Origin of the sequence: Gilvimarinus polysaccharolyticus (genome assembly GCF_001187555.1) — a bacterium.
GTDB classification, from domain to species: Bacteria; Pseudomonadota; Gammaproteobacteria; order Pseudomonadales; family Cellvibrionaceae; genus Gilvimarinus; species Gilvimarinus polysaccharolyticus.
On sequence record NZ_LFIJ01000001.1, the window covers coordinates 48,351 to 65,531 of the forward strand.

11 protein-coding genes are annotated in these 17,181 nt (G+C 48.6%); 2 read left to right on the forward strand and 9 right to left on the reverse strand.

The features are described 5' to 3' along the window. Position 1 precedes the first annotated feature (1 nt). Positions 2 to 1,144 (forward strand): galactokinase, encoded by a 1,143-nt coding sequence (galK, locus tag GILYN3_RS00190; protein ID WP_049720979.1) that lies wholly within the window; start codon positions 2 to 4, stop codon positions 1,142 to 1,144. Between the two features lie 73 nt (positions 1,145 to 1,217). Here the strand turns inward: galK and GILYN3_RS00195 are convergent, their stop codons facing one another. Continuing rightward, positions 1,218 to 2,330, reverse strand: coding sequence for a glycoside hydrolase family 117 protein (locus GILYN3_RS00195; protein WP_049720980.1), 1,113 nt, complete (start codon positions 2,328 to 2,330; stop codon positions 1,218 to 1,220). Then, positions 2,305 to 3,276, reverse strand: coding sequence for a sugar kinase (locus GILYN3_RS00200; RefSeq protein ID WP_049720981.1), 972 nt, complete (start codon positions 3,274 to 3,276; stop codon positions 2,305 to 2,307). The genes GILYN3_RS00195 and GILYN3_RS00200 overlap by 26 nt, the downstream gene beginning before the upstream one ends. 360 nt (positions 3,277 to 3,636) lie before the next feature. Here GILYN3_RS00200 and GILYN3_RS00205 point away from each other — a divergent pair, with 360 nt between their 5' ends. Next, positions 3,637 to 4,722, forward strand: coding sequence for an aldose epimerase family protein (locus GILYN3_RS00205; RefSeq protein ID WP_049720982.1), 1,086 nt, complete (start codon positions 3,637 to 3,639; stop codon positions 4,720 to 4,722). Positions 4,723 to 4,743: 21 nt separating this feature from the next. On the opposite strand, the gene GILYN3_RS00210 is transcribed toward GILYN3_RS00205, so the two are convergent. The 7 genes from GILYN3_RS00210 to GILYN3_RS00240 all read right to left on the reverse strand — a co-directional run bounded on the left by GILYN3_RS00210 (position 4,744) and on the right by GILYN3_RS00240 (position 17,180). After that, positions 4,744 to 5,772, reverse strand: a complete 1,029-nt coding sequence (locus GILYN3_RS00210; protein WP_049720983.1) for an SMP-30/gluconolactonase/LRE family protein — start codon at positions 5,770 to 5,772, stop codon at positions 4,744 to 4,746. Next, positions 5,769 to 6,491 carry a SapC family protein gene (locus tag GILYN3_RS00215; RefSeq protein WP_049720984.1) on the reverse strand — a complete coding sequence of 241 codons (723 nt, stop codon included), beginning with the start codon at positions 6,489 to 6,491 and terminating at the stop codon, positions 5,769 to 5,771. The genes GILYN3_RS00210 and GILYN3_RS00215 overlap by 4 nt, the downstream gene beginning before the upstream one ends. A 26-nt stretch (positions 6,492 to 6,517) precedes the next feature. Next, positions 6,518 to 8,065, reverse strand: coding sequence for a tryptophan halogenase family protein (locus GILYN3_RS00220; protein WP_049720985.1), 1,548 nt, complete (start codon positions 8,063 to 8,065; stop codon positions 6,518 to 6,520). Positions 8,066 to 8,213: 148 nt separating this feature from the next. Beyond that, on the reverse strand, positions 8,214 to 11,012 hold the full coding sequence (locus GILYN3_RS00225) for a TonB-dependent receptor (RefSeq protein WP_049720986.1): 2,799 nt from the start codon (positions 11,010 to 11,012) through the stop codon (positions 8,214 to 8,216). 262 nt (positions 11,013 to 11,274) lie between these two features. Continuing rightward, positions 11,275 to 14,079 carry a TonB-dependent receptor gene (locus tag GILYN3_RS00230; RefSeq protein WP_049720987.1) on the reverse strand — a complete coding sequence of 935 codons (2,805 nt, stop codon included), beginning with the start codon at positions 14,077 to 14,079 and terminating at the stop codon, positions 11,275 to 11,277. Positions 14,080 to 14,223: 144 nt separating this feature from the next. Next, complete coding sequence (locus tag GILYN3_RS00235) at positions 14,224 to 16,527, reverse strand: beta-galactosidase (RefSeq protein ID WP_049720988.1); 2,304 nt, start codon at positions 16,525 to 16,527, stop codon at positions 14,224 to 14,226. Further along, positions 16,524 to 17,180: a bifunctional 4-hydroxy-2-oxoglutarate aldolase/2-dehydro-3-deoxy-phosphogluconate aldolase gene (locus GILYN3_RS00240; RefSeq protein ID WP_084004967.1), complete on the reverse strand. Its 657-nt coding sequence runs from the start codon at positions 17,178 to 17,180 to the stop codon at positions 16,524 to 16,526. Before GILYN3_RS00240 ends, GILYN3_RS00235 begins: the two co-directional genes overlap by 4 nt. Position 17,181: the final 1 nt, after the last annotated feature.

The window sequence follows — 17,181 nt, forward strand, 5'->3', positions numbered from 1 at the left end:
TATGAAAAAGCAAATAGCCGAACGTTTTTTATCTATCTATCAAGTGCCGTATAAAAGCCTTTATTTTGCGCCGGGGCGGGTTAACTTGATCGGTGAGCATACCGATTACAATGATGGTTTTGTGTTTCCTTGCGCGCTAGAGTTTGGCACTTATGTGGCAATTTCATTGCGGTCAGATCAGGTGATACGTGTTTGTGCGGGTAATTTTTCTGACGAGTTTAATCAGTGGCAAATAAGCTCCGAGGTGCCGACTGATCCGGATTGTTTGTGGTCAAACTACTTGCGAGGTGTGTGTGCGGTTTTGCGACAGCAAGGCCATCAGCTGCAGGGTATGGATGTGTATATCGAAGGTAATGTGCCCCGTGGTGCAGGACTTAGCTCATCGGCCTCGCTGTCGGTCGCGTTTGCTAAAGCATTAAGTGATACAAATAATTTAGGGTTGTCGGTCAGCGAGCTGGCGCGTATTGCGCAGTCGGCCGAAAACGATTTTGCCGGTTGTAGTTGCGGCATTATGGATCAGTTGGCCTCCGCTGGAGGTAAAGAGGGCCATGCGCTGCTGCTTGATTGTCGTGATCTGTCGTTTACCTTGGTAGGGATTCCCGCGCATTTAGATATTCTGATTATCGACTCTCGGGTAGAGCGCAATTTGGTGGGTAGTGAATATAACGATCGTCGCGCCGATTGTGAAAAGGCGGCACAAGCTCTGGGGGTGAGAACCTTGCGTGAGACAACGCTCGAAGCGTTAGAGCAAAAGCGCAATGAGCTGGACTTATTAGTTTATCGGCGGGCGCGACATGTCCTGACTGAGAACGAGCGCACCGAACGTTGTGCTGCAGCTTTAAAAAGTGGTGATATGGCTGTAGTGGCCGAGACGATGCACAACTCCCATGTGTCTATGCGCGACGATTTTGAAATAACCGTGCCAGAGATCGATTTTATTGTTGAGACTGTGGCGGCGCAGCTCAATAATGACGGAGGTGTACGTATGACCGGCGGTGGTTTTGGTGGCTGTGTGGTGGCTTTGGTGCCAAATGCAAAATCAAACGCAATTGAGGCGGATGTTAAAGCGCGTTATTTGGCGGAGTTTGGTAAAGAGCCCAATGTGTATCACTGTAAAGCAAAAGATGGTGCTCGGGTGCTGTAAATACCAAATGCGTTTGTATGTTGTTAATAAAAAAGCCAGCAAGAGTTTTGCTGGCTTTTTTATTGCGAAGCGATTAAATCCCCGAACCTCCAGTTTGCTGAAAGGTTCCCGCATCCAATATTTGGCGGCGCGCTTTATACTGGCAAATATAATTCCAGTTCCAGCTGCTGTCGTATTTGTGGCACAGCCCCCAAGTAATACCCGTTAGCGGATCATCTGAAGATTCATAGCCAGGCTTGCGGTACAGCCCCATGGCCTCTGGCGCGCCTTTTATGTGCGACATAATGTCAAAGTTTTCACCATCCGGCGCCCACTGGCAGGTGTTTTTCTCTGGTCCATCGGTTGTGAGGATACAGGCAATACCATTTTGGTAGTGCCATACAGCAACTTCGTGACCACTATTGGTGATCGGGTTGAGCGGTGACTTGACGTAAGGCCCAAGGATGTTGTCGGCAACGGCAACGCCGTGCTTGATTTCGCGCCCACCAAAGTTCATGCCTTCACCCATAATTTCACCCTTGTAGTATAGGTAAAACTTTCCTTGATAGAACATTAGGCAAGGGTCGTGCACTTTATGGCTGTCAAAATCACCGCGCTCGATAACATGAAACCGGTTATCCTCATCGCCGCGCCAGATGCCGTTATCAGCAGGACTTAAGATGGGCTCGGCCGAGGTGTGCCAAGGACCGAATGGTGAGTCACTGTGGGCAATGGCAATGTGTTCTTTGCTGCGATTTAGGTAGGGCGCCTGAACAGTTTGGTATACCAAATAGTAACGGTTATCGTGAGCTAGTACTTCGGGGGTAAATACCGCGCGGTCGTCGTGTCGGCCTGCTGGACCTGGTTGCACAGCCGGGCCTTGCTCATCCCAGTGGTAACCGTCTTTGGATGTCGCATGCCAGACTTCGGTTTTATCCCAGGGAAAGACTTTATCTTCTGGGTTGCTACTGCCAAAGCCTACGGTCTCGCCTTCGCCTTTGGTGTACCACACATGGAGTAGCTTGCCGACTTTGATAACCGCACTTGGGTCGCGGCGAATAACGCCCTCTTGATAGGCGAAGTCGCCAGCTAGCGGGCTAATATCAAACTCGACGACCCAGTGGGCGTCTTTGTTGTCGTAGCCGCGTTCAATGGCTCGCAGACTGGCTTTGCTTAGAGGCTTATCGATGGATAGATTGTTTGACATGGAAACCTTCTATTGAATTAGCTGATTGAACTGAATCCAGGGGTGATGGCATTGATTGTTTGGGAATAATAGCACCAGTTTGGCTGATTACCTTGGCGGATAATCGGCACCCTTCGGTAAGGGCTTGGGGGATACTGCCCCCGCTGATACGGCTAGCCAAATAGCCGGCATTAAATGAATCGCCAGCAGCGGTTGTATCTACTACGGTGGCAACCTTAGGTACGGCAAAGGTGCCACGTTTGCCTGCATGAATATAAACGATAGTATCGGGGCCGTTTTTAATAATAAGCTCTTGAATATTGTAGGGCTCAAGTAGTTGGCAAACTTGTTTTTCGGTTGATACATTAAAGAGTTTGTGTAAGTCATCCATGCTAGGCAGTGCTATATCGGCAACGCTAAAAGCCCACTGATAAGTTTCTTCGGCTTCGCTCGGTGTGCTCCATAGCGTGGGTCGAAAATTAGCATCAAAGATGATCTGTGTCCCCTGGGCCTTTATGCCTTCAGTCCAGCGTTTAAAGGTGGTCCGACTCTGCACATCCAAAATGGCAAGACTGATACCGCTAAAGTATAAGTATTCGGGGCGGACTAACGAGGCTAAATCGATGAGGTTAACCGTTTCGCGTGCGGCTGACTGATTGCGCCAGTAAAAAAATTCACGTTCACCCTGTTCATCGTTATCGATCAAATATACCCCGAGATGTTTATGCGGGTGAGTGGCAAGGTGGCTAGTGTTGACGCCTTCAGACTGTAACGATTGGCGCAACCCTGCACTGAGTTTGTCGCCACCAATTGCCGACAGCATGCTAACTTGTACCTCAGTGGCGACGAGTCGAGCAAGATATACTGCAACGCTAAAAACATCGCCGGCATAAGCCTTGCGCAACAGGGAGCCCTGCTGGGAGGTTAGTTCTAGCATTGGCTCGCCAAAAATCATGATGTTGCTCATAGACAAGAGGTCCTAACAGTTTGCTGCATTGTTGGCTGCGCGATAGTTAATATTTCTATATTTGTTAATTGTATACAATATATAGTTGACATGCGAGGGGTGAATGTTGGATTATAGCAACTGTAAGTTAAGTGTGATTACCGCAAGTACGGTATGGGCAAAAGACCGTTACTTAAGTTGTAGATCATGCTGAGCTGCTATCCTCATCTCCGGGGTGTTCTTCGATAGCTTAGTGATATCGAAGAGCGTTTATACATGGGCTCCACTTATTTTGGCCACAACTGCTTAGGAGTTGTGGCTTTTTTTTGTTCAAAATAAAGGCTGGCTGACGCCCCGCAACGACAATGTAGAGTAATAATTATGACGATAACTTCCTCTCGCGTTACCACCTCGGTGGTGGGCCACTTAAATGATGGTCAAAAAATCTGTGCTTATACACTTAATAATCATCATGGTGTGCAGGCGCGTATTATCGATTTTGGTGCAACCTTAATGGAATTGTTGGTGCCAGATCGCACGGGGAGCGTGAATAATGTCGTGTTAGGCTATGACACGCCGGAGGATTATCAGAAAGGCAGTTCTTACTTGGGGGCGGTAGTGGGACGAGTGGCAAACCGTATTAAAGACGGACGTTTTAGTTTGGCGGGTAAAGCCTATTCTTTGGTTAAAAATGACAACAACCTTAACCATTTGCACGGCGGTGAGGTTGGTTTTGATAAACGTCTGTGGCGGGCCGAGATATTAAATGAGCCTGCTGTTGCGGCTGTGGCTTTTCATTTAACCAGTGATGATGGTGATGAGGGGTATCCCGGGACTTTGTCTGTTAGTGTGATTTATCGGCTACACAATGATAATACCTTGAGTGTTGAGTATCAGGCGAGCACCACCGCGACCACAGTTGTTAATCTGACTCAGCACAGTTATTTTAATTTGGCAGGGGCTCCTTTTGCTCATGTAGGTGGCCACGAGTTACAGCTTAATGCAAGTCGTTTTACTCCTACTGATGATCATGGCATCCCAACCGGTGAGCAGCTACCGGTTCCAGAGGTTTTGGATTTTTGTGTGGCCAAACCATTAAGTTGTGCTCTTGATAGTGGAGATGCGCTACTGCAAGCCAGCCGAGGCTTGGACCATAACTTTTGCATTGATATCGAGCCTGGGACTAGTCGTAAAAGGCGAGTGGTACGTGCGGTGGCTGAAGTGTACGACCCTAGCTCTGGCCGCCGTATGACGGTTAGGTCCAGCTATCCCGGAGTACAATTGTATACCGGCAACTACTTAGCTGAAGACGCTTGTCATGAGCGCCAACCATTTTTGCCTCAGAGTGGTTTTTGTCTAGAGTGTCAGTATTATCCTGATGCGCCCAATCGGTCCGAATTTGACAGCATTGAGCTGCGCGCGGGGCAGTTGTACCGTGAGCTTACCAGCTACCATTTTTCTTGGTAGCTGGCATTGCAATACAGAGCTTTATCGTTTAGTTAGTTTTAGGCCCATCAGGGTGTCGTGCGCTGTGATATATAAATAATCTTCCTTGGTATTTAATGCGCAGTTAGAGGTTAGGCGTCCGGTGTTTATTTTAGCCAGTAGTTTTCCCGACTGATTAAATAGCCAGACGCCTCCGGGTGCGCTGGCAAAAATTGCTCCGCTACTGTGTACAGCCATGCCATCGGGCACGCCATCCGTGTTTTCTTGTTTGCTATTGTTGGCATTAAAAAATACGCGCTTGTTGCTAAGCGAGCTGTCTTCAGGGTTTATGTCGTAAGCAAGCCAGATAGGGTTTTCCCGATCAGATAAAGCCACATAAAGTGTTTTGTTGTCGGGGGATAGGGCGATACCGTTAGGTGCGCCGACCGAGTCGTCGAGCAGGATTAACTCGCCATCGGAAGTTAATCGGAAGATTCCATAGTATTCAAGTTCGCGCCGTGGATCGCTAGCTCCGCCCATTAAACCGTATGCAGGGTCGGTAAAATAGATGCTGCCATCAATTGCCAGTACCGCATCATTAGGGCTGTTTAAACGCGAGCCTTGAAAGTCGCCAGCGAGGGTTCGGTAGTTAGCGCTAGGCGTTGCAAGCGGCGCTTTCATGACCGCGACTCGTCGATCACCTTGTTGCAGTAGCACTAGTTGGCCGTTGCTGTCTAACAGTAAGCCGTTAGACCCGCCGTTGTCGTCATGCTCAAACATATTGGTTGCACCGGAGCGTGCAAGATATTGACTGGTGCCTTCCCCTGGTGTGTATTTATGAATGACATTATTGGGGATGTCTGAGAATAATAGGTAACCCTCATCGATCCAAAGCGGACCTTCGGACCAGGCATAGCCCTCGCCCAAAATATCAAGAGACGCTTGTGGGTTAAGGTATTGTAGTGCTTCAGGTGACAGTATCTCGATTACGTTCAACGGTTTTGCTTTTTCATTGTGTGAGCTATTAATACAGCCGCTAAGCAATACCGAGCTGATAAGTGATGCTGCGCACAGTAGTAAATACTTTTTCATTCGTGTGATTCCTGTTTTTTATCAATAAGCTTGCTGATGTTGCCCATAGAGGCAAGCATTAAGTAACACGCTTGTAAGTAGCCAAGCTTGTGAAGTTCGCTAACAGCCTCGGGCTCTAAGGTTGCTAAAGTTTGCTCGTTAATGGTGTATAAGCCTTCGTAGTTCTTTTGCTCGCCGGAGGCTAAAGTGATGTTGATTTTTGCGGCCTCAAGCAGGTTTTTATCTGCTAGGGTTTGAATAAACCTTGAGGTGATTTGGCTGCCTTCGATAAGCTTGGCGAGTAAACGTTGCATCTGCTTAAAATATTCCGTGGGCTGGCCTGCATCATCAAAGATGGCCTCGCCTTGATCGGCAGATTGGCTAATCCGAGCGCTATCCATATCCACCATGGCAACACTGCGGGAACTGTTGTCGTTTAGCGTATGGTTGGCAACTAAAAACGGTTGGCGTCGTACATGCAGTGGGATATAGCTGGCATGCCAGTTGTCACCATTAAGGTAGAGGTTCTCACCTTCACCAAATCCCAGTAAAGCGTACAGTCCAAACTGTCCGGTTTCGGTGTCTTTGATAAAACAGATTGGGTAGTCCAGCACAAGGCTGCGTAGCTCGTCGGCGATAACCGGCACAAGGTGTACGGCCTCGCCAAATTGAGCCCCGCGTTTGGTAATAACTCGTAAGTCGTGATGTTTTTTTGCGTCTAACACTACAGGGTTGGCCATGTTAGCCTCCTTAATTAACAAATAATTTATACTTGTGACAGGCCGTGCTGATAAATCTTATTTAGTAGTTCTCGGTGATCGGGCAGGGCGCGGGCAAGTTGTTGGCTTGTCTGTCGATTTTGGATAAATTCAAATTCAGCACGCTGCTGTTGCTCTTTAGATAGCCCTCGTTTCCCCATGTCGGTTGTAAAACCCATGCCGTACAGTACGTATTGGTAGCTGGCGGCGGGAAACACTTCTATCGCCTGATCAAAGTCACTGTCCCAAGGGGCTTGAAATTGCCATAACGCTAATAACTCTTGTAAATCTGAGGGAATGTTGCTGCGGTTATCGCGCCAAAAGTCACTGTCGTCGCGTTTGCTGAGACAATAATGTAATTTAAGAAAATCAATAATCCTTTGCCAGCGGTACAAAAAAGTTTTGTTAAAACGCTTGGCGACGATATCCATAGTGCTGCGAGTTGCTGGTAATTGACTGGCAATCATATCGGCTGAAATTTCCACCAACACTAACGCGGAGGCTTCTAACGGTTCTAAAAAACCGGCCGACAAACCTACTGCGACACAGTTGTTTTGCCAAAACTTAGTCCTGTGACCTGGTTCTATGGGAATTTCGCGCACGCTTAATTTGTCTATATCGTGTCCTGACTGAGCCGCGTAACGGGCAAGATTTTGATACGCTTGCTCGGCACTGCCGTGAGCGCTAGAGAATACGTGTCCAACCCCGCGTCTTGTAGGTAAACCTATATCCCAGATCCAGCCGTTATCCTGCGCCGTAGAGATAGTATAAGAGGCAATGGGAGTGTCGGGGCTGGGGGAGGGGAGGTGGACCGCAAGAGCTCGGTCAATAAATAAAACATCTTTGCAGGATTTAAACGGAACTTGGTAGTGTTGCCCTAATAAACGAGATCTAAAACCACTGCAGTCAATAAATAATTCGCCGCTTATAGCGCCGTGGTTATCGGTGGTTAGCGAGCTAATGTCGCCATTGTCGTGGCTGTTTACCTGAGTAACCTCATCGCTAATATGCCGGACACCTAAAGTGTTTACACAATGACGGCGCAAAAAGTTGGCAAAGGCGCCAGCATCCAAATGATAGGCGTAATTGGCCACTGCAGCGTACTCTGGGGTGGTAATATTTTTGGGTGCGAGCCCATTAATGCAAAGTGTGTCTTGGGGGCAAACAGCATCGGCAAACGATGTGCCGGTGTTGCCATTAAGCCAATGTGGCGCAAGATTAATGTCACTGAAACTACGCGGCAGCATTAAAGGGTGAAAGTAGCTGTCTTTGTGCTCGCCGGTGGTCCATTGGTTAAATTGTGCACCTTGCTTAAAGGCTACGTGGCACTCGCGAATAAAATCTGTCTCGCGGATTCCCATTTTACGCAGGGTTGCTCGCATGGTCGGCCAAGTGCCTTCGCCCACCCCTACGGTAGGTACTTTAGGAGATTCTATTAAGGTGATGGTGGGTGGTGTTGCATGTTCTTTTTTGACTCGGGCGGCGATCGTTCCTGCGCACAGCCAGCCTGCGGTTCCTCCTCCTAAGATAACGATAGAGTGTATAGGTTGGTGCATAGTGGCAGCCTCTTATCATTGTTTTTAATTGCCGGCGTTTAATAAATACTTCTTTCTGAAAAGCATTTATTAAACTCGCTGATAAAAAGAGGGTCGACGCTGCAGCGACGCCCCTTAAGTCAGTTACGGCTTACTTTAACCCAAATGGTTAGAAGCGAGCACGTACGCCAATGTTATAACGCGCACCAAACTGTTGTGCGGCTAATAACTGCTCGCTATAACGACCATGACTGCGGGTGGTTTCTTCGGTAATGTTTAACCCCTCCACAAATACTGAAATATTGTCGTTAATATCGTAGCTGGCATTGATGTCCCACTGACCGTAGGCCTCAGTAAAGGTTGGCTCATTAAAGTTTTGTGGTTGACCGGTACTTAGCAAGAAGTCATCGCGCCAGTTGTAGGCTAGTCGAGCTTGGAACGAATCAGTTTCATAAAACCCGATTAAGTTGGCTGAATCACTTAAGCCAGTTAATGCTAAGGTTTGATCGAAACTGCTAATGTCGTACTTGGCATCGCTGTTAACCAATGTGGCGTTGACGATGGCACCAAAGCCGGAGTCGCCAAACATGTGCTGTACGTTTAGCTCCCAACCATTGATCTCAGTGCTGTCTAAGTTACCTGGGGTACCAACATCCCAAGTGACGATTGGATCGCCAGCTTGTGATAAACAGGCCGGATTTGGTGTGCTGCCGCCATCGGGGCAACCTGGTCTAGCGTTCACACTTGAGTCACGTAATGGTTCACCGTTAACGTCGAGAATCTGACGTTTTTCGACGGTTGAGCCGATGAAGTTATCAACAAACTTTTTAAAGTAGCCGATAGAAGCGTAGCTGCCATCATCGTAGTACCACTCAACAGCCAAGTCGAGGTTTTCAGACTCATAGGGTAATAAACCTGGATTACCTTGGGTCGCGTTAAACGGGCCGTTGGGGCGCGCTACGCTGATTTGAGTGGCTGGAAACATGGCGGAAACGTCTGGACGAGCCAGGGTTTTGCTGTACGAGAAGCGGCCTACCAAGCTTTCGTTTAAATCGATTTTTACGTCTAAGTTGGGCAAAAAGCGTGTGTAGCCACCGGTTAACGTTTGAGCCGATGGCGTGTCATCGTACAGTACTTGCAGCTCTTCTGTGTTGCGGTAGTTTAGATTCGTAATACCGTTTTGTATGGAGGTGCCGCTGGTGTCGGTATCTTCGTAGCGAACTCCGGCGTTAAGCGCAATAGGGAATCCGTTAAACTCGGTTTCAAAATTAAAGGTAACATAGGCTGCGAGAGTTTCTTCTTCTACCTTGTTGATCGTCGGTGGTGCTACGTAGTAATCGCCTTGAGCGTCAAGAATATCAATGAATTCTTTAGCGTCGTAGCTAACAAGGAACGGCAGTAACTGATCGGCACCGTCTAATTGATCACCAAAGTCTCCTAGTGGGTTAACATCTAAATCTAGGCTTGAAATGTCGGCGTTAACAAACTCAAAGGTAAGAGTGCTGTATGCGTCAACATCGTAAGTGGTGTTTTCTAAGCCAAAATGAATCGAACGTAGGGCGCCACCGTCACCGTTGTCCCATTTTCCGCCAATTTTAAACTGCGAAATAGTGTTTTCAATTTCGTTGCCACGGCGTTGGTATAAATCGGTAACGATGTTTTGGGAGTCAAAAGCACCCGCACCGGTTGCCGCAATTAAGTCTGAGTCATCATAGGTGATTGTAGGTAATGATGTGCCGTTGAGTTGAGCGCCAATGTCAACCATGCCTACGCCATCGATGCGGGGGTTTTTTAGGTTGGCAATAGTTTCTGCTTGTATGCCATCGGGTTGCGAGTGTGACGTTGAGTTGTGGGCATCAAAAGTCAGTTGTAGATTCTCAGTTGCCTCCCACTCAACGTTTAAGCCAATGGAGTCGTTCTCGGTATAGTAGTGATAGTCCCAAGCCCAAAAATTTAATTCATCGTTAGCGTTTGCAATGCTAGTGGAGGTACCGTTGCTGTCGGTAACGCTGGTTGGGTTATCAAACCAATAACTGGTTCGAGTCATCGCGATGTTTTCTTCATAGCGCGACAGATTGTAATCTAAGGTGGCACGCAAGTTATCGAGTGGTGCAAATTGTAAAACTACCTGGGCATTTTCACGAGTGCGTTCGTGATTGGATACATCTGCGTCAAAAGTGTACGGAGTCCAAAAGGATTTTGTTGGATTGGTCTCGGTATTGATGGCGCTGGTGTCGGCAGAGCCAAGGTTGCGAACCCACGCTTGTGTGCCAACACGTTGAATTTGGCTGTCGCGTTCAGAATAAGAGCCCGAAACTAAGATGCCGAACATGTCATCAGCGAAAGTGGTGCTGATCATGCCAGAGACTTCTGGGGTGACGTCGTCGCCAGTTTTATTACTGGTATCCATAACGCCTTTGACGCTAGCGGCGGCGGTAAAACCATCGTAATCAAAAGGGCGAGCTGTCTTGATATTGATAGTCGCACCAATGCCACCGGAGCTAATATCGGCACGACCAGTTTTGTAAACTTCCACACCAGAGACACTTTCGGCGGCTAGTTCTTGGAAGTTAAAGCTGCGGTTTACACCATCCGATGCAAGTGCTGAGGAGTTTGGCATTTGGCGACCATTCATGGTCACTAAGTTAAATGATGGTCCAAAACCACGAACAGTAACTTGGTTACCTTCGTTGTTTGAGCGGTCGATAGATACCCCAGTAATGCGCTGGAGTGACTCCGCCAAATTCGTGTCGGGAAACTTACCGATGTCTTCCGCCGAAATAGCGTCGACGACACCGCTGGCATCGCGTTTGATATCCATAGCGTCGGTAAGAGACCCGCGAATGCCAGTAACTACGACTTCTTCGAGCATTTCTATGTCGTTACTTTGTGCGGATGCATTGAAGCTCGATACGGCCAGTATTGCGGCCGATAGGGCACTTAAGTTGAATCGCGTGTGTGTAGCCATTACAGCTCTCCCTTGGTTTAAGATGATTATTGTATTGGACTTGCAATGTGCGACAGTTGGTACTGTCAGGTTACCGCCAACCCAGTGCTCGCGCGAAAGAGCTCCGAGGTTGAGAGGTGCGGATTTCACTGTCGAGGTTATAATCTCGTCCATCGACCACATTGTCAACAAGATATTGTAAACAATGTGGTGTTATGGGAGCGGTGATAGGAGGTGTGCGGGGCAGTGTGTTACTGCCCCGCACGTAGAGCGGAGTTAAAGTTTAGAAGGTGGTGCGCACGCCGACGGTATAGCGTGAACCGTACTGTTCGGCATCGATTAATTGCTCGCTGTAGCGGCCGTGTCGTCTAACGCTTGCCTCGCCGACATTTAGCCCTTCGATAAACACCGAAATGTGCTCGTTAAGTTCATAGCTGGCGTTAATATCAATCTGGCCATATTCTTCAGTGAAGGTGGGTTCCGTACCGCTTTGATGTTGGCCAGTACTTAATAAGAACTGATCACGCCAGTTGTATGCGACACGAAGTTGCAGGCCGTTTTTCTCGTAAAAACCAATCAGATTGGCTGTGTCACTTAAGCCAGGTAGTACTAGGCTCTGATTGTACGAGTTGACGTCATATTCAGCCTCGCTGTCGACCATGGTTGCATTAGCAATAAGGCCAAAGCCGCTCTCGCCAAACATGTGCTGCAGGTTTAGCTCGATACCATCTACCGAGGTGCTATCGGCGTTGGTCGGGGTGATGGTTGACCAGCTTATGATTGGGTCTTGTGGCTGAGATAAGCAGGCCGAGCTGGATGTGTCAGGGCATCCGGGACGCGGATTGATGCTCGGGTCGCGCAGTGGCTCACCATTTACATCGTTAATTTCAGTCGGTATCTGGAACGCGGTGAGGAAGTTATCCACTTTTTTGTTGAAGTAGCCTGCCGATACATAGCTACCCGAGGCGTAGTACCACTCCAGCGATAGGTCGATGTTCTGTGCCTCGTAGGGCGATAGCTGGATATTACCTTGAGTGGCATAGTAAGGGCCACCGGGGCGCGCGCTGGTAATGTTGAGCGATGGAAACAGTCCGGATAAATCAGCTCGTGCCAATGCTTCACTATAAGACAGTCGCGTTACCCAGTCGGAGGTTAAATCAATTTTGATATCTAGGTTTGGCAGCGTGTGTGAATAGCTGAACTCGTCCGAGTAAGTGATGTTAGTGTCGCTGTAAATGGGTGTGAGTCCACTTTTGTTGGTGTACTCTATGGCGCTGATGCCAGGCTGAATTACTTGGCCGGTTACGGTGGTGTCTTCATAGCGTAGTCCGGCGTTAATGGTGACCGGCAGACGCATTAAAAAGGTATCGATATTCAGCGATACAAAGGCGGCTACGGTGTCTTCTTCCACACGGTTCTGGTTGGCGGGAGACTGGATTAATTGATCCTGTGTCGCAATAAGCGCTAAAAGTTCGTCGGCGCTGTAATTGATGAGCATAGGAAATAGGTTTTCGGGGTTATCAAGCTGATCACCAAAGCCTCCTAATGAATAGAATTCGACGGCTAGGTCACTGATGTCCATATTGAGCCCGTAATTGGCATCGGTGGTGTGAAGCGCCTTAATGTCGTAAACGGTGTTCTCGATACCTAATTCTATACTGCGTAAGCCATTTTCAACATCGATGTTCCAAGTACCTGAAAGCTGGTACTGCTTGATATTATTTTCAACTTCGTAGCCGCGTTGCTGGTAAAGGCCTGCAGATACATTGTTTTTATCAAACGCGCCCGCGCCGGTCTGGCTGATCAGGGCCGAGTCATCGTAAATGAGCTTAGGCAGTGCTGTGCCCTCGATGTCTGCACCAATATCCACTAGGCCAACTGGTGGTACCGCATACCAGTCGATAGGGGTGTTAAGGCTGGTGAGGGTTTCGGCGGGTAGACCATCAGGTTGCGAGTGAGAGGTGGAGTCGTGCGCGTCAAACTTAATGGCCAGTTGATCGTTGACATCCCACTCGATGTTTAACCCTAGTGACTCGTTTTCAGTGCGGAAATGATAATCCCAGGCCCAAAAGTTAAGTTGGTCGTTAGGGTTGCGAATTTGGATTGCAGTGCCATTGGTGTCGGTTACGCTCTGTGGGTTGTCGAACCAAAAGCTGGTGCGATTCATGTCAATGTCTTCTTCATAGGTAGACATGACATAGTCAAGCGACGCGGTGAGTGAATCAGAAGGCGCAAACTGCAAAACGACTTGACCATTCTCGCGGGTGCGGTAGTGGTTAGCTACTTCTACTTCAAATGTATAAGGTGCCCAGTAGTCACGTGCAGGGTTTTGTTCTGTGTTGATGGCGCTGGTGTCTGCCGTCCCCAAGCCTTTAACCCAGCCTTGGCTTCCCACTCGCTGGCTCTGACTGTCGCGTTCGGCGTAGGAGCCAGCAACTAATACACCTAGCATATCGTCAAAGAAGGTGGTGCTGATCATACCCGATACTTCTGGGGTTACGTCGCTGCCTTTTTCATTGCTGGTATCCATCATACCTTTTAGGCTGATCGTAGATGTAAACTCATCGTAGTCAAATGGGCGAGCGGTTTGAATATCGATAGTGGCGCCGATTCCTCCCGATGGGAGTTCTGCGCGACTGGATTTGTAAACTTCGACTCCAGATACACTTTCGGCGGCAATCTCTTTAAAGTTAAAGCTGCGGTTAACGCCTTCGGAATTAAGTGCCGCAGAGGTAGGCATGTGTCGCCCGTTTAAGGTCACTAGATTGAAGGTGGGGCCAAAGCCTCGAACGGTAATTTGCTTGCCTTCATTGTTTGAGCGGTCGATGGATACGCCGGTTAAGCGCTGCATCGATTCGGCCAGATTGGTATCAGGGAGTTTACCAATATCTTCAGCCGAGATGGCCTCTACGACACCATTTGAGTCGCGTTTAATATCCATAGATTCGGTCAAAGCGCTGCGGATACCCACAACGATAACTTCGTCAAGTAGGGCTGGGTTGTCTTGCTGTGCCCAGCCATTATTTGCGGTCATAGTCATAAGCGCTGCGAACAGCGCTGTTAATTTAAAGCGTACGGATGTATCCATTTACAGCTCTCCTCTATTTGCTGATATGGTTCTTAACAATCGGGGGTGTCAAAACAGTATTGTTTTTATAGGGGGGTAGTTTTCGGGCGCATTGTATACAATAAACTATTTATTGTATACGCCGCAAAGTGGATATTAAGAGGATTATTTAAAACGTAAAGTGTATAGCTTGTTGTTGATTCTTTTTGCGGCATTGACTAACGGGCTGTACGGTACATCCGCGACTGAAACAAAGCCTACGTTATAATTTTCGCCATCGTAGGCGCGACCAGTGATGGGGGAGTCTAGGTATTGAAACCAGTGCGTGCCAACGAGGTAGGGGTTTTCTATTGCGCTTGTCACATAGTTGGTGTACATCTCACCGCGATCGGTTTGCGATTCTGAATGAATCAGGCCGGGGTTAAAAACGCCAGAGTCGGCGGCACCGTTGTGAAACTCGCCAATAATCGAAGGTTTATCCAGCTCGGCCAAGAAGTCAAAATAAGGCTGGTTAATGCCTTCTTTGTAATAATTGTAACTCACCACGTCGGCATATTTGGCTGCGGCTCGGCGTATTTCAGGAGTCATACCCCAGTCGGCAAAGCGCGCTCCCATATAAAGATGGTCCGGCATATAGCGTTCTAGGGTGTTGTGTACCACCTTGAAATATTGCTCGGCGTACAGCTGTAATAGTTGAGAAAAATCGGCCAGTTGTGCCGGTGAATAAACGTTTATTGTTATGCCGTTATGTAGTGCTTGCCAGTCGGTTAAGTTTGTCCCCCAGGCTCGATTAAACGCTTCGATATCGTTGTATTGCTGTTGTAGCCACTGACTAAAGGCGGCCTTGGTGGGGCTGTCGGTGTCGGCACGACTTAACGTGTTGAGTACTATGCCGTATTGGGACTCGATCGATCCCATTGCGCCCCAGCTTTTTTCGTTATCGATAAAAACCCCGACACACCATCGGTTGTTGTCGACCTCCTGAGCGATACGCTCAATGGTAGCGGCAGCACGTTCTGCAAATATCGGGTCAAAAGGGTCGGGTAGAGGGCTCCAGTAATCATTGCCACTTGATACGGTGTTAAAGTCACCGATAATCCAGCCGTTGGCAAAGTAGGGGATACGATCCATCTGATAAAACTCTGGATCAATCCAGTTGCCAAATGAGGTAAAGCCCCATTGCAGCATGCGGTCTACGGTGACTTCTCGCCAAGTGGCCATATAGTCGGGAGCGGTGTCGGTTTGGTATTTTCGTTCGAGGTTGGCGCGATAAAAGCTGTATGTTTCACCGCGCGCCACAGGTCCAGAGTGTACAGAGCGACGGTAGCCAAAATGTGCGCCCAGAGGGTCGTTGTATTTCGGTAGTGAGGTAAACATTCCTGCACGTAGAGGCGATACTACTTGGCGTGAGGGTAGCGCATTATCGCTTACCCGGTTAAGGCCTTTGGAGTCTTCTGGCGTTAAGTCATTACCCGCGCGCTCATCTAGTAGTGTGTGATCAAAATCGTAACCGGTTAGGGTGCTGGTGTTTGACATGCGTACATTGGCAATACCATTGGAGTAAAACAGGTAGCCGTCTGGATCTACCAAGCTCCATTTTCCTTGATATTTTGTGGTGCGAAAATACCCAGTTGCTTCGAGTTTGGGACCGTTTAGCCAGCCACCAAAAAGCGAGCGATCAGCCGGCGCACCTTGAGATAGCTCTTTGGCTTCGGCTTGTGCTTGATCGCGCATTTGCACGAGCGTTTTTACTTTATAAGGAGTGTCGATTTTATCGTTCTGACCAAACTCATCCAGTAACCCTGTTAAGTACTCAGGGTCGAGCGCTTTAGGTGTTACCAGTCTGACATTGTCGAGATGAATGGTTTTATCTTCTAGTAGACCACGTACGGTAAACGATACGCTGCTGATCTGGCTGACATCAATGACTTTATCAGCATGGCGCCAAATCATCGGTTCGGCATCGGTAATCCATTCTTTAGGGTTGGCGCGCAGTCCTGTGTCTGTGGTTAAGTCTGATCCTCGCAGCTCCATATAGTAGGTATTACGAGATTGGGCTGGCACGACAAAGCTGCGGTTATGTTGCTTGCCGGAGCTGTCTTTGGCTTTAGCGTATAAGTGGGCAGAGTTCTCGGATGGATTTTCAATGTCTATTGCAAACGCAAATCTCGGGTATTTATGCCACTGCCAAGGTTTTTCGGGGGCAAAGTCGATGCTGGCTTCGTGATGATCATGGGATAAAAATGTCACTTTAAGTTGCTGCCCATCGGGGCCGGGTATCAGCGCCAGCTGCGCGTTGTTGGTGGATAGCGCCAGCGGTGGTGTACTGTGCTCAAAGTCGTATAAGTGATTGATCGTATTGAGCGAATCATCGCTTGAGGCTTGCGAAAAGGCTGTGTGTGTCACTTGTGGCGAACAGGCGCTCAAGATGATTAGGCTGAGAATGGCGGGGAGCGATTTTATTTTCATGAGGTCACTTTGAAGGTTGGGTAGTGTTTTAAGTCCGCGATAATTCCAGCGGCTTTTTGTGTAAGTGCATCAGCTTCGGCGGGGTTGGTAACTGGAGTGGCTAGTCGCCCACCCACGCCCACGCCACAGGCGCCGGCATCCATCCATTGGCGAATATTGTGTTCGTCGACGCTGCCTACCGGGAAAAACGGTGTGTGCAAAAATGGCCCGTGTGCTAGTGATTTTAGATAAGCGGGGCCAAGTTCTCCCGATGGGAAGAGTTTGATGATGTCGGCGCCGGCGTTGCTGGCTTGTACCACGTCGGTAGGCGTCATAGCTCCCATAACAACGGGCACATCCAGTTGGTGTGCACGCTTTACGGTTTGGCTGCAAGTGTTGGGTGTGACCAAAAACTGAGCGCCGGCGGTTACGGCTTCATCGGCTAAAGCCTCGCTGGTGATAGTTCCGGCACCGATCAATAAGTCAGGGTGGTCGGCTCGCAGTTGCGAGATTTTTTTTGCGTACCCTGGCGTATTACTGGTGATTTCAATGGCTTTAACGCCTCCAGCGATTAGGGCGGTGACGATGGCGTCGGCGTCCTCTGGGTCGGTAAGGCGGATAATCACCACTAATTTTTCACGTAATAAAATAGATAATACTTTCGCTCGATTCATA

Bases quoted from the DNA above. Each gene is read 5' to 3' on its own strand.
- GILYN3_RS00200 (WP_049720981.1), bottom strand. From the start codon at position 3,276: ATGAGCAACATCATGATTTTTGGCGAGCCAATGCTAGAACTAACCTCC.
- galK (WP_049720979.1), top strand. From the start codon at position 2: ATGAAAAAGCAAATAGCCGAACGTTTTTTATCTATCTATCAAGTGCCG.
- GILYN3_RS00240 (WP_084004967.1), bottom strand. From the start codon at position 17,180: ATGAATCGAGCGAAAGTATTATCTATTTTATTACGTGAAAAATTAGTG.
- GILYN3_RS00220 (WP_049720985.1), bottom strand. From the start codon at position 8,065: ATGCACCAACCTATACACTCTATCGTTATCTTAGGAGGAGGAACCGCA.
- GILYN3_RS00230 (WP_049720987.1), bottom strand. From the start codon at position 14,079: ATGGATACATCCGTACGCTTTAAATTAACAGCGCTGTTCGCAGCGCTT.
- GILYN3_RS00225 (WP_049720986.1), bottom strand. From the start codon at position 11,012: ATGGCTACACACACGCGATTCAACTTAAGTGCCCTATCGGCCGCAATA.
- GILYN3_RS00215 (WP_049720984.1), bottom strand. From the start codon at position 6,491: ATGGCCAACCCTGTAGTGTTAGACGCAAAAAAACATCACGACTTACGA.
- GILYN3_RS00195 (WP_049720980.1), bottom strand. From the start codon at position 2,330: ATGTCAAACAATCTATCCATCGATAAGCCTCTAAGCAAAGCCAGTCTG.
- GILYN3_RS00210 (WP_049720983.1), bottom strand. From the start codon at position 5,772: ATGAAAAAGTATTTACTACTGTGCGCAGCATCACTTATCAGCTCGGTA.
- GILYN3_RS00205 (WP_049720982.1), top strand. From the start codon at position 3,637: ATGACGATAACTTCCTCTCGCGTTACCACCTCGGTGGTGGGCCACTTA.
- GILYN3_RS00235 (WP_049720988.1), bottom strand. From the start codon at position 16,527: ATGAAAATAAAATCGCTCCCCGCCATTCTCAGCCTAATCATCTTGAGC.